Source organism: Sporomusa sp., from assembly GCF_057736855.1.
In genome coordinates this window covers 1-12,680 of record NZ_JBYKYF010000054.1, presented here as the reverse complement: position 1 = coordinate 12,680, position 12,680 = coordinate 1, and the positions used below count along the sequence as shown (strand labels likewise).

General features: G+C 44.7%; 11 protein-coding genes and 1 pseudogene. 2 read left to right on the top strand and 10 right to left on the bottom strand.

All coding sequences use genetic code 11. From position 1 onward, the window contains the following. The 7 genes from AC29Z1_RS05640 to AC29Z1_RS05610 form a co-directional block, all read right to left on the bottom strand. Window positions 1-1,003, bottom strand: a 1,003-nt coding sequence (locus AC29Z1_RS05640) for a hydrogenase small subunit (protein WP_488270479.1), incomplete at its 3' end; no start/stop codon positions are given. Window positions 1,004-1,048: 45 nt separating this feature from the next. Further along, a complete protein-coding gene (locus tag AC29Z1_RS05635) occupies window positions 1,049-1,930 on the bottom strand; it encodes a peptidase MA family metallohydrolase (protein WP_488270478.1) in 882 nt (293 codons plus the stop codon). 202 nt (window positions 1,931-2,132) lie between these two features. Continuing rightward, window positions 2,133-2,783: a deoxyribose-phosphate aldolase gene (gene deoC / locus AC29Z1_RS05630; RefSeq protein ID WP_488270477.1), complete on the bottom strand. Its 651-nt coding sequence runs from the start codon at window positions 2,781-2,783 to the stop codon at window positions 2,133-2,135. An 86-nt stretch (window positions 2,784-2,869) separates the two neighbouring features. Beyond that, window positions 2,870-3,301, bottom strand: a complete 432-nt coding sequence (gene perR, locus AC29Z1_RS05625; RefSeq protein ID WP_488270481.1) for a transcriptional regulator PerR — start codon at window positions 3,299-3,301, stop codon at window positions 2,870-2,872. A gap of 156 nt (window positions 3,302-3,457) precedes the next feature. Further along, complete coding sequence (locus AC29Z1_RS05620) at window positions 3,458-3,775, bottom strand: spore coat protein (protein ID WP_488270476.1); 318 nt, start codon at window positions 3,773-3,775, stop codon at window positions 3,458-3,460. A gap of 15 nt (window positions 3,776-3,790) precedes the next feature. Further along, a complete protein-coding gene (locus AC29Z1_RS05615) occupies window positions 3,791-3,988 on the bottom strand; it encodes a ferritin family protein (RefSeq protein WP_488270475.1) in 198 nt (65 codons plus the stop codon). Between the two features lie 58 nt (window positions 3,989-4,046). Beyond that, window positions 4,047-6,449: an MASE3 domain-containing protein gene (locus AC29Z1_RS05610; RefSeq protein WP_488270474.1), complete on the bottom strand. Its 2,403-nt coding sequence runs from the start codon at window positions 6,447-6,449 to the stop codon at window positions 4,047-4,049. 186 nt (window positions 6,450-6,635) lie between these two features. Here AC29Z1_RS05610 and AC29Z1_RS05605 point away from each other — a divergent pair, with 186 nt between their 5' ends. Further along, window positions 6,636-7,679 (top strand): HD-GYP domain-containing protein, encoded by a 1,044-nt coding sequence (locus tag AC29Z1_RS05605; RefSeq protein WP_488270473.1) that lies wholly within the window; start codon window positions 6,636-6,638, stop codon window positions 7,677-7,679. Window positions 7,680-7,707: 28 nt separating this feature from the next. Here AC29Z1_RS05605 and AC29Z1_RS05600 read toward each other — a convergent pair whose 3' ends face one another. After that, window positions 7,708-9,036 (bottom strand): MATE family efflux transporter, encoded by a 1,329-nt coding sequence (locus tag AC29Z1_RS05600; protein WP_488270472.1) that lies wholly within the window; start codon window positions 9,034-9,036, stop codon window positions 7,708-7,710. Window positions 9,037-9,195: 159 nt separating this feature from the next. Here AC29Z1_RS05600 and AC29Z1_RS05595 point away from each other — a divergent pair, with 159 nt between their 5' ends. Then, on the top strand, window positions 9,196-11,370 hold the full coding sequence (locus AC29Z1_RS05595) for a Tex family protein (RefSeq protein WP_488270471.1): 2,175 nt from the start codon (window positions 9,196-9,198) through the stop codon (window positions 11,368-11,370). Between the two features lie 91 nt (window positions 11,371-11,461). On the opposite strand, the gene AC29Z1_RS05590 is transcribed toward AC29Z1_RS05595, so the two are convergent. Both AC29Z1_RS05590 and AC29Z1_RS05585 read right to left on the bottom strand, forming a co-directional pair. Continuing rightward, window positions 11,462-12,106 (bottom strand): cyclodeaminase/cyclohydrolase family protein, encoded by a 645-nt coding sequence (locus tag AC29Z1_RS05590; RefSeq protein ID WP_488270470.1) that lies wholly within the window; start codon window positions 12,104-12,106, stop codon window positions 11,462-11,464. Between the two features lie 20 nt (window positions 12,107-12,126). Next, window positions 12,127-12,680, bottom strand: a pseudogene (locus AC29Z1_RS05585) (DAK2 domain-containing protein); the annotation flags it as partial.

Sequence of the window (12,680 nt, the reverse complement as noted above, 5' to 3'; positions counted from 1 at the left end):
GCCCGGCGGCAGCAGCACCAAATTTTTTGACGTTAAGCACTCCTAATGGGGTTTGAATATTCGGGAGATGCTTATAAAAAGGCATACTGCTATCCGGAAATCCTGGATTCACACAGCCGATACAAGGAGCACCGGCCCTAACCGGCCAGTTCACATAATGATTCCATTGTCTTAGGGGACAATCTGCGTGCGTGACCGGACCTTTGCAGCCAACCTTGTAAAGACAGCCACTCTCTCCCGGAAAAGCAGCAAAAACACCATCTTCAAACTGCTGGCGACGTTGACACAAATCATGAATCGTCTTGCCGAAAAACAGTTTCGGCCGGTTATAACCGTCAAGCTCTGGTAAACCGTACATGATGAGGTGGCTTAAAGTGCCTGTTACCCAATCAGGGTTAACTGGGCAGCCAGGTATGTTAATAACTGGCTGTTTGATTACTTCCCACACTCCCTTAGCGCCACCCGGATTGGGATAAGCCGCCGCTGGACCACCAAAACAGGCACAGCTTCCGACAGCAATAATATATTTTGCCTTAGGTGCAAATTCCTGAAGAGCCGCCATACCGGTTACCATCTGATTATCACGCATAAATATATAATTGTAGCGACCATTATCTTTGGTCATAACAGCACCTTCAATCACCAGCCAGAATTTACCTGCTTCTTTTTCCACCGTATCAGTAAGCACTTTAACGATTTCTGCCCCTTGTGTGACATTCAGCAGCCAGTCATAACGCAAATCAACCAAATCGGCAAGTATCTGTTCTAACGAAGGATTAACAGCGTTATCCATAGAGATGGAGTTGCCGGTGCAAGAACCTAGCTCCAGCCAAATTACAGGCGGTTTGGCCAGCTTGCCTTCCGCAAATACTTGCCGCATGATAGGCAATATCTGATGACTCAAACTGGCCGTCAAGACGGCAGAAGTGCAGAGTTTAAGAAAATCCCGACGGGTAAGCATGGCTTCCCCCCTTCTGGGTAATATCGCTGTTAATTTTCCCAAATTTGGTTTATATATGTAAAGGGATGCGCCTGTACGGCACATCCCTTAATTTGCGGTTTGGCTATAGTGTTTCATATGGCCTTGGGCCCATAAGGTAACCATTGCCTCATAGGTGGCATAATCCATACCTAGTGATTTTTCAATGGCTTGTTTTACTTTTTCACCATGAGTAAGATCTGTCACTACTTGAGTCAACATCTCGTCACCATGCACTTCCGCAATATAGCGAACAGCCGCCAGTGACTGACGATAAGCCAAAGATTGATTACTCAAATTATCAAAATCGCGATCAAGTTCCTCCATGGTATACAGTTTGCCGGTTAACCTGTTATCTACAGTCACCCATTCATAACCGTTCACCCGATATTCTACATATTGAGCCAATCCTTCTGTGAACCAACGGCTATAGTTGCCTCTGGTCATATGATCAAATACTAGGTGCGTATATTCATGAGCCAACGGACCTGTAGCAATAAACTCGTTAACCTCCGGTTTTCCCATCCATACCTTTGGTGATAGAATCTGGATAACCCCTCCCCAGTAAAATCCCATAGCACTGACATCCCCTGACCAGCCATATGCCTGTTTCATAGCTTGACGGTCAGGGTATATCAGAATCAGGGTTTTACTGCTAGGTACATACTGAAGTGCCGAGGTCACAGGCTCATAAGCCGCCTCAGCCGCTTCGGCCACCATTGCAACCATGTCAGCGTCATTTTTCGTATATCTAATAATAAAATGCGGCGTTTCCTGTGCCAGCATATCTTGTGTCTGATAATCAATTTTCATCACAACCGCCTGCCGTACAAGTGGGTACAGCCACATTTGCGGCCGAATGGGTACCATACTACTCATAAGTAGACCGGCAAGAATCAAACCAACTACTACTGGCACACCGCCAGGAATCATTTCAACCATATTACGCATGATAGCTGCCCTCCTTTCAAGCAGGTAAAGGACAGTATATCATGAATTCCAGTTTACTTCTATATGTATTTTATGTAAACTAAAATAATACAAAAAAACACAGATTGCCATTCACATACAGGAATGACTGCTTTCCGCGCCGTCATTCCTGTATGTGAAGCAATCTGGTATTGTTACTTCTTTACTCTTGTTCAACCGCCAACTACTTAGCTTCTCCGCCTACAATAGTTATACCAGCACTTGTTCCTAAACGGGTTGCTCCAGCAGCAATCATTGCCAATGCTTGTTCGCGAGTACGAATACCGCCTGATGCCTTTATCCCGATTTTATCGCCAACCACTTGTTTAAGCAAACGAATATCTTCCTCTGTCGCCCCGCCAGGACCAAAACCTGTCGAAGTTTTGACAAAGTGAGCTCCGCCATCGATGACCGCCTGACAAGCACGACGTTTTTCCTCGTCAGTTAAGAATCCGGTTTCAATAATAACTTTGACGAGAGCACCATCAGCCGCCTCTACCACTTGCCTGATATCATCTGTAACGACTTCCCAAATTCCGGCTTTGACTGCCCCAATATGTATAACCATATCTAGTTCATCAGCTTTACGCAATACCGCCTCTTTAGCCTCAGCCACTTTAACTGCAGTCAAAGTAGCTCCCAAAGGAAAACCGATAACAGTCGCCGTTTTCACGCCTGTTCCAGCCAAGTGATGAGCTGCCAGATCAACATAAACCGGATTCACACACACGGCAGCAAACTTATGCTGCGCAGCTTCTTCACACAACCGGATAATATCTTCCACCGTAGCTATTGGTTTAAGCAACGTATGATCAATATAGCTTGCCAAATTCATAATTTTAACCGCCCTTACCATGGATTAACTAGGAGACTGCCAGTATGAAACAATCCCTTAGCTTACTTACTAGTTGCTATGAACTTCTAGCTAATAGCCTTAGTTTCCCCCTGGCATTTAGGACACATACCATAAAAATAAAACTGCTGACCCAAAAGAGTATAATCTGTCTGAGAAGAAACTTTACCAATAAACTCGGTAGCATCTATCCCCAATAAATCATCAACCCGGCCACAACCCATGCAGCGAATATGAGGATGATTCGTCGTGTCGGCATCATAGCGGAAGCTATCTTCACCAACATTAAGCACCTGCACCAGCTTGAGTTCTTTCAAGATTTCAATTGTCTTGTACACAGTTGCCAAACTCATGGTCGGATAAATCGGTTGAAGTTCATTATAAATCATTTCGGCGCTAGGATGAGTTTTAGTAGATGCTAACGCATTATAAATCGCCAGTCGTTGCGGTGTAACTTTAAATCCTTTGTCTCTCAATAATGTGGTAACACAAATGTCCATTCCATCCCCTACTTTACTCAAATTACCACCGGAAAATAGTTATCGGTTAATTCTTATTTAATTTTACACTTTGATTCCATGTGCTGTCAAGGTATTTTTATGCAGAAAAAATCAATAAAAAACGTCCCGCACTAACGCGGAACGTTTTTTTATATGTTACTGTGCTTGACTGCTAAACTTCGATTTCACTTGCGCTATATCTTGCGGACTAGCAGGCTGGGGAGAGTAATATCCCTTTTGCTGCATGAGGTCAAAAATTTGTTTCTGCTGGCTATGCACATCGCCAAGGATGGTCAGATAATCACGACGAAGTGTTTCACTGACACACTCTAAAGCAAAGGTATTAATAGCAGCAGCCGTATGTTTGGCCTCAGACAGTGCAAGCTGCAGCAATTCTTGTTCAGATATGGTAGCACCTTGTCCGCTCATACCCGCTTGACTCATTTGGTTTGATTGTTGTCCTATCGGAGTCACAAGTATTCACCTCAATTATTGTAAGTTTTGTCCAGCATTCAGATGTTTGCTCATGGTTTGGAAATGTTGCTGACTTTTTTGTGCAATTTGCTGGAAAAGCTGTTTTGTCTGAGCATCTTGAATATTGCTAGCAAAATAACTCATGGTTTTGCTGCAATTTTGTTCCATGCCCAAAAAGTCTTCCAATTGCATCAGCTCTTTTGATGTTAACACACTAATCCCTCCTTTGCCGTTTATAGGACTAGCATGTGTAATACGAGGCAGAAGTATTCTAAATATATGGGCAATTGGGAGAGATGTGGCATTCAACACGATTGCGCCCTTTCTGCTTTGCCCGGTATAGAGACTGATCGGCAGCAGCGATAATCTTATTTTTCGGGTCCTCCCAACCTGTGCAAAGTTCAAAAGTAGCTACACCCAAACTAATGGTAATGCCAATACGGGTATCATTTACTTCAAACGTTGTAGCTTCAATGAATTGACGAAAGTCTTCAGCCATTTTACGGGCTTCCGCCAAACCGGTTTCAGGTAGAACTATCGCAAATTCCTCACCACCATAGCGGGCGCTTATATCGGTTGTGCGGAACTTTTCTTTAATCAGGGTACCCATTTTCTGCAAGATAACATCACCAGCCAGATGCCCCCAGGTGTCATTTACCTTTTTGAAAAAGTCGATGTCCAGCATAATTAGGCTTAGCGGACGATTATAATTAATGGTACGGCTTATTTCACGTCCTAGTGCAATCTCAAACTGCCGGCGATTGGCCAGACGGGTTAATGGATCGGTGAGCGCCATGGCTTGAAAATGATCATATAGGTAGGCACGTTCCAGACCAATAGCCGTCTGACTGGCAATCGTCCTCAGCATAAGTTCTTTACCTTTAGGGATTTCCATGGTCGTATCATTCCAGCCGAGTACAATGAGTCCCTGTAATTTTCCATTGGCTAACAATGGTAAAATATTGAGACGCCGCGACATTAGCACTGACATGGTAATAAGACTCCGCTCACTGTCGTATGCCGTACTGTCATCCATATGGCTGAGGCCACTCCAGGGCCAGGTCATTTTTCCGTCAGAAAACACTCGCTGTAATTGGTCGATTTCTTTTTGTTCAAAGCCAATGGTAAATACTGGCTCAGTATGAATACCGTCATCCCGGTGATGCATGATAAAACCTATCGTGCCATCGGCGGCAAACAAACTATACAGTTTTTCAGCTACCCTTGCCAAGATGGCTCCCGGCGATTTCTGAATAGCCAGCTCTTTAACAATATCATAAAGCAATGTAAGCTGAGCAAAGCTTTCTACTGTTGTCTCATAAGCCCTGGCATTTTTAATCGCTTCGCCGGCATGGTGGGAAAACACACTTAAAAATTGGGCATCATGCTGGGTAAACTCGCGCTCTCTACGGGAGAATACTTCAAGAACACCAATCACATCACCATTATGCCTGATCGGTGCGCCCACCATGGACTTTAACCCTGCCTGTCGCAGCGCATCATTAACTAATTCAGGATGATTCTCAATATTATTAATCACGACTGACTTCTTATCGGCGAATACTTTTCCCATAAAACTTTTTTCCGGACTTATTTTTTCCGGTGGCTTAAAACTGCTAAGATAAGCCACAATTTTTAGGTTTTTACCTTCCGCCAAAGCCAAAAATACGTGCTCACATTGAAACACCGTTCCAGTAGCCGTTACCACCTGCTGCAGCATGGCATCTAAATCATTCTTGGATGCTAACGTAGCCCCAAGCTGAATAAAGGCTTGTTGCAAAATACGCTCAGAGTCTCTGGTCTCTTTATACAAACTCATTTTTTTTGTAGCCATATGCTTAAGCGCTTGATTAAGACGGGAAATACGCATATAAGGCCGTACAATGGAAGTTTGTAAAAGCGATCGTAAAATACAATAATAAGCCATACTTTTGTAGATATGACCAACTAAGTTATAGGTGTCATAAGCGTTAGTGTACAAAGTAAATACCATTCCAGCCGCCAAGCTAAATACCAGGCTGATCCGCAACAAAAAAACCGACTGCTGTGAAGGATTGCGGTAGCCATATAGGTAAATAGCCAGCAGATTGAGAATCATACTAATATACTCAAGGGTAATTTTTGTCAGCGTTTGCCCCTCACCAGCGATATACATAGGAATCAAAGAATGCTCAAACATTATGACCATGCCAACAAGTATCGCGGCTGCTGATAGTGTGATTGTCAGCAGATACAACCGGTGGAATACCGGGCTTTTACTTCTCCGGGGGATATATACAGCCGCTAACAACCCGCTACTAACTAGTAACCGACTCATAATCCAAAAAGTAGCTGCCTTATTTTCACTATTTGGCGTAATAAAATCAGGCATTCCCTTGTATGACAATAAATGAGCCAAATCAAGAATACCCACTGCCAAAAAAACCATGGCAATCACTAAATCACGGCTATTGTTGGTTTGCGGCCAACCGTACCACACCACAATAAACACGCTTAACCCAATAGCCAAACAAATGGCTTCTGTTAATGTATGGATGCAAAGATACATAGGCTCTGGATAAATAACATAAAAATATTCCGGCATCCAGAAAACTAACCCAACTATACTAAACAGCACTGTGGTAAGTGCTGCTAAGCATGCATTGGCTTTCAGGGTTTTTATCCATAAAGACACTTCTATCTCCCCTCTCAGATAAGCAACCTCTCTGTTACTCTTACTAACATAATATGCCTTGATAAAAACATATGTGCTTTGCGTCAGATATCAGACAAAAGTCCTAAACAACCAGGACCATTGCACATTTCCTTTCTGACAAGGGTTATATATAATAAATGATAGCAAGATAAGGAGGGCCGCCTTATGCTTATCAGCGAGGTAAAAGCAGGTATGGTACTAGCACGTGATATTGTTGATGATAATGGCAATCTACTTTTGGAACAAGGCATTGCCCTTACAGAATACTATATTAAACGGCTTAAGCAGCTCGGCATAACCAGGATCCCTATTTATGATCCATACGCAGTTGAGCTAAAAAAACATGCAGTCATCGCGCCGGAACTCAGAGAAGAGCTGATTCTTTGCTTTCGGTCACTATTTAATAAAAAATCTCAGGATATCCTAAATTCCGGTCTGAGAACAGTTTACTTAAAACAAATTCAGCAAACTGTCGGTCAGGTAATTGATAACACCGAAAAAAATTTAGGACAGCTTATCAATATCCAGGTACGTCAATCCACTGAAGATGAAATTACACATGCCATTAACGTCTGTTTAATGGCTATTGCCACAGGACTGTATATTAAGCTGCCCCGCCCAGTAGTAATGGATCTAGCAATGGGAGCACTGTTTCATGATATCGGCAAAACAGTTATGGCAACTGTTGAGGGTCCGATCACTGACCATGGCCGACTGCATCCTATTTATGGACAACAATTGTTGATAAAAAACCAAGTGGGATCGATTGTTGCGCGTATTGCAGCCGAACATCACGAACAATACGACGGCCAGGGCTATCCTTTTGGGCTGGCAGGAAAAGAAATTCACCCCTTATCGCGCATAGTCACTATTGCCAATTATTTTGACAATAGTATGAATGCGGCTGCAAAAACAGGACAATCGCGCAACACGATTATCGACTCCATGTTAGCCAAGGGCAATACCTTGTTTGATATGTACCTGCTAAGAGCTTTCTTCTATATTACACCGATTTACCCGGTAGGCACATTGGTAAAACTCAGCACCAGCCAATTTGCCTATGTTATAAAAAACAACCCCCGGGCTGCTGCTACTCCCATTGTACAGATTGCTGAACGCGGGTCCAGCACCTACAATCTGATTACTGGCCAAATTATTGATCTAGCGTTAAAACCTGATATAACCATTGTCGATGTTATCGCCGACTAAAAAACGTCACGCGTACGCGTGACGTTTTTTACATCCACTTTTTTGAACCAAAGCGCCACCATAAAATCATGCTACGAATGAGAAAATCCCCTGCTGTAATATACCAAGCGGCAGTAATATCATATTCCCAGACAATAATAAACAAATATACCAGCGGCAGACGGAACAACCACACTCCCAAAGTGGTTACATACATAGGCCAACGGGTATCTCCCGCACCTCTTAGTGCTCCGCCTAAAACAAAACATAGCGCAAGAGTCGGCTGTTCTAACACAGCAATCATCACACACAACGATCCCCAATGAATAACTTCCGGAACATCAATAAACAACGCAGCTAATGGCTGGGCAAAAACAAAAATGAATACCCCCATAGCTGTCATACTCCAAAAGGCAATTTTATTGGTAAGCCAGGCAAACTGCTCAGCCCGATGCGGCTTACCTTTGCCTAAATATTGCCCAACTAGCGTCATAGCCGCCACCGAAAAGCCGAAACCTGGCATAAATGACATGGACTCAATCTGTACAGCAATTTGGTGACCAGCAAACTGTACTGCACCCACTCCGGCCAACATAAAAGCAAAAACCATTCGACCACCTTGCATAGCCAGTTGCTCTAAAGATGCTGGAACACTAATATCAACAATGCGCTTAATGATTCTTTTATTGATTGTCAATATATCCCCCAAAGCAAGTCCTACCATATCCCGGCGTCTTAGCACAGCCAATACAGTCAAACCACCAGCTAGTTGTGATATTCCTAGACCCCAGGCCGCACCATTAGCTCCCAGTGGTGGTATGCCAGCAAAACCAAATATTAGGATGTAAGAAATTAAAAGCGATAGCGTATTGCTGAAGATTGTGATATAAAACGCCATTCGTGTTTGCCCCATCCCCCGTAAAATGGCATTACCAATCGACATAATTAAAAAGAATGGGGTAAACCCAAAAGCAATTCTAAGCAAAATAGCTGCCAAACCGGTGACTTCGGGCTCAGCCGCCGTCAAACGCAAGAGGGGCTCAGCGGAGGCTAATCCTAGTATCGCCAGCGATAGACCCAATATAGCCCCCAACAAAATGGCTTGCCCAGTAATCTTCGTCACTTCCTGCCAGTGACAAGCCCCCGTTTCCCGCGCCACAATGGCCGCAGCACCAGTTCCTGCCGCAGCAAAAATCATAGCTGTTGAAAACTGCAACATAACGGCCAGCCCCACGGCTGCCAATGGTACGGCTCCAAGCCGACCAACCATAGCAGTAATCAGAACATTGACAGCAACGATGACAACCCCTTCAAATATTACCGGCCAGGCAAGCTTTATAATTTGTCGGTTCATATATTGCTTCATTGATAAAATCATGTTAGTTATCCCCCAGCCAAGCCTATAAACAATACCCCTGTATCATTCTTTTCTGTTTTACGATAATCCTTTATGTATAATCGCATGTAATGATATTGTCCTGACTGTACAAACTGATATAATATAAAAGTTAAAACCTTTAATAAAGATGGTGAATGTATGCTTATTACTGAAATCCCAGATATTATTGCCCGCGAACTTGCTGTTAAACCCCATCAGGTAGCAGCTACAATAACCCTACTAGATGATGGCAATACTGTCCCGTTTATTGCCCGTTACCGTAAAGAGGCCACGGGTGAGCTGAATGAAGAACATATCCGTACTATTGAAGAGCGCACCCAATACTTACGCAATCTCATTAAACGTCAGGAGGAAATCCTGGCCAGCATCGAATCCCAGGGAAAATTAACGCCTGAATTAACACAAGCTATTCAGGCAGCAACCAAACTGCAGGAGCTTGAAGACCTCTACCTCCCCTATCGTCCGAAAAAACGGACACGTGCGCAAATCGCCCGTGAAAAAGGACTAGAACCCTTGGCAGAAACCATTTTGGCCCAAGCACTTACTACCGGCGATGTGCTGGCAATTGCCGAACCATACATCAATGCCGAACACGAAATAACTACCGCAGAATTAGCAGTAGCCGGCGCTCAGGACATCATTGCCGAAACTGTTAGCGAACAGGCTGACATCCGGGCATTACTTCGTAAAGAATTATGGCAAAAAGCAGAAATTGTCAGCCAACTTGCTGTAGAAGAAGCGGAAGCTAAGGAATTTCTCATGTACAAAGACTACCGGGAACCAGTCAAACGGATACCCTCTCACCGAATTCTGGCCATTAACCGCGGCGAAACGAAAGGTATTCTCAAAGTGGATGTGGTTACCGACCATGACGCCAATATCCACTTAATTGCCAGTAAAATTATTACCGGCAGTTCCATCTTTGCGCAGACCATCTTTGCTGCCATTGCGGATGGCTATAAACGCTTGCTGTTCCCGGCGCTGGAGCGGGAAATCCGCAATCTCTTAACCGAAAATGCGGAAAAGCAAGCCATCAGAGTCTTTGGTCTCAACCTTCGTCAATTGCTATTGCAGCCGCCTTTAGCCGGCCATACCGTAATGGGACTAGATCCGGGTTACCGCACCGGCTGTAAGATGGCAGTAGTAAGTCCTACCGGAGCCGTACTTGCCACAGATACCTTATACCTAACCATGAGTGAACATCAGCGTCAAGAAGCCACGGCCAAAGTGCTTGAGGCCATCAAAACTTATGGAGTAACCCTGATTTCGATTGGCAACGGCACGGCTTCTTATGAAACAGAAGAATTCATCGCCAACCTAATTAATACCTATAACCTAAATGTTCATTACATTATTACTAACGAAGCTGGCGCTTCCGTATATTCAGCTTCCAAATTGGCCAAAGAGGAATTGCCTGATCTGGATGTCTCCCTGCGGGGCGCCGTCTCCATTGCCCGCCGGGTTCAGGATCCATTGGCCGAATTGGTAAAAATCGATCCCAAGTCCATCGGAGTTGGTCAGTACCAGCATGACGTAAATCAGAAAGAATTGGGCAACACGTTAGCTAATATTGTAGAATCTTGCGTTAACCATGTCGGTGTTGAACTCAATACTGCCTCCCCGGCCCTTTTGACCTATGTTGCGGGTATTAACGCCAGCATCGCCAAAAATATTGTTGCCTACCGCACTGAAAACGGCCAATTTAAAAGTCGTAAAGAATTATTAAAAGTGGCTAGACTAGGAAAAGCCACCTTTACCCAGTGTGCCGGTTTTTTACGCATTGCTCAGGCAGATAATCCCCTAGATAACACACCAGTTCATCCAGAATCCTATGAACTGGCAGAAGCGATATTAGATAAATTGGGCTTTACCTTAAAAGATTTGTCTGACAAAAATAAGCTGGCTGCTCTCCAGCAAGCAGCACCGCTTGCTGATGCAGCCAAACTGGCTGCCGAACTCAATGCCGGAGAACCGACCGTCCGCGATATTCTGGCTGCATTAGCCAAACCCGGACGGGACCCGCGGGAGGATGTCCCCCCGCCGCAAACACGCAAAAACATTGTCAAACTATCGGATATTACACCAGGTACCATTGTCAAAGGCACAGTCCATAACGTTACCGACTTTGGCGCCTTTGTTGATATCGGAATCAAAATCAATGGCCTGATTCATCGTTCTGAGCTTAGTGACAAATACTTCCGTCATCCCACTGACGTCATTTCTGTAGGTGATATCATCGACGTCATGGTGATTCATGTCGACGAAGCCCGCCAGCGCATTGGGCTTAGCCTAAAGCAAGTTCCCAAAAAATAAACGTCCAAAGCCCTGTACCAGGATCACAACCTGGCTACAGGGCTTTACTAACTTTATTCACCGTCATTGTTTTCCGGTATTTGCCGTAAAATTATCCCCTCACAACACTAAAAGGCGTACTGGTATAGACCTTTTTCTCAATATCTGCTTTGAGCTCATCGGCGGTTGTTTGCAGTAGATAGATTTGACCTTTAAGCGCACTGACCAGGACATCATCATCCAGTTCATCCAAATTAATGGCTGCACTCAGCAAGCTGCCGACAATGCCGGCGTGCGCCATGGCTACCCCGGCCATTAGGTCACTGACTACCAATTTATCCACTTTCATCACAATGGCTTTAGCAATTTCAATCACTTCTAAACAAGCCCTAGCCGTCTCAATCGGCACCTCAGCTGCCAGTTTTACTGCCTTCTGCAACGCAAGCTGGCGTACCTGTCGTTGTTCGGCACTTGTTTCTGGCAAACCGACTGCCGCCAATAAGCCGCGCAGCGCTAACGCATCTCGGTCAATCAACAACGTTAGTTCAATATGCAGCCTACTCAAGTCGGCCTGTTTTGCCAGCAGCAGTTCGTTACACACCAGCAACTCTGAACTCTTCAAAGAATAGTTGATTGCCATTTCCAGGAGCGCCGCCCCCATCAGGCCACTTATGGCTGCCGCACTTCCTCCGCCTGGCGGCACTTCTTCTGAAGCTAACTGACTGGCAAAGCTAGTGATACTCAGTGAGCTTAACATATGTTTCCCCCTATCTCCCATCACTCTACACTAATGATAAACTGATAGTGCGGCTGCCCGCCAAAATACACTTCTACTTCCGCATCGCCAAGCTGTCCGGCAAGCCCTGTTGCTACGTTTCTAGCCTCTTCTTCCGTAAGTTCTGCACCGTAATATAAGCTGACGATACTACTGTCAGGCGTAACTAGTTTGTTAACCAGTTTCGTCAATGCCTCGGACAACCCATCAGCCCATACCACTACGGTACCATCAATAACGCCAATATATGTACCTGCAGCCACCTTCTGACCATTTACTAACGAATCACGAACAGCAATTGTAACACTGCCTGCCTTTACAGCGGCCTGCGCAGCCGTCATCCGGGCCACATTATCAGCCAGATCACGTTGAGGGTCAAACGCCAATACAGCCGCCAAGCCCTGAGGCACATTGGTAGTAGGCACAATGGCCACCCTATCGTCGCCTAGAAGCTTTTTCGCCTGCGCAGCCGCAAGTACAATATTTTTGTTATTAGGCAAAATAATATATTTTTCGGCCGAACTATTATGGATAGAAGCCACAAAATCCTCTACCG

Excerpts from the sequence above, each read along its gene's own strand:
- perR (WP_488270481.1), bottom strand. The coding sequence starts at position 3,301 with ATGGACATTTGTGTTACCACATTATTGAGAGACAAAGGATTTAAAGTT.
- AC29Z1_RS05600 (WP_488270472.1), bottom strand. The coding sequence starts at position 9,036 with ATGATTTTATCAATGAAGCAATATATGAACCGACAAATTATAAAGCTT.
- deoC (WP_488270477.1), bottom strand. The coding sequence starts at position 2,783 with ATGAATTTGGCAAGCTATATTGATCATACGTTGCTTAAACCAATAGCT.
- AC29Z1_RS05595 (WP_488270471.1), top strand. The coding sequence starts at position 9,196 with ATGCTTATTACTGAAATCCCAGATATTATTGCCCGCGAACTTGCTGTT.
- AC29Z1_RS05590 (WP_488270470.1), bottom strand. The coding sequence starts at position 12,106 with ATGTTAAGCTCACTGAGTATCACTAGCTTTGCCAGTCAGTTAGCTTCA.
- AC29Z1_RS05635 (WP_488270478.1), bottom strand. The coding sequence starts at position 1,930 with ATGCGTAATATGGTTGAAATGATTCCTGGCGGTGTGCCAGTAGTAGTT.
- AC29Z1_RS05605 (WP_488270473.1), top strand. The coding sequence starts at position 6,636 with ATGCTTATCAGCGAGGTAAAAGCAGGTATGGTACTAGCACGTGATATT.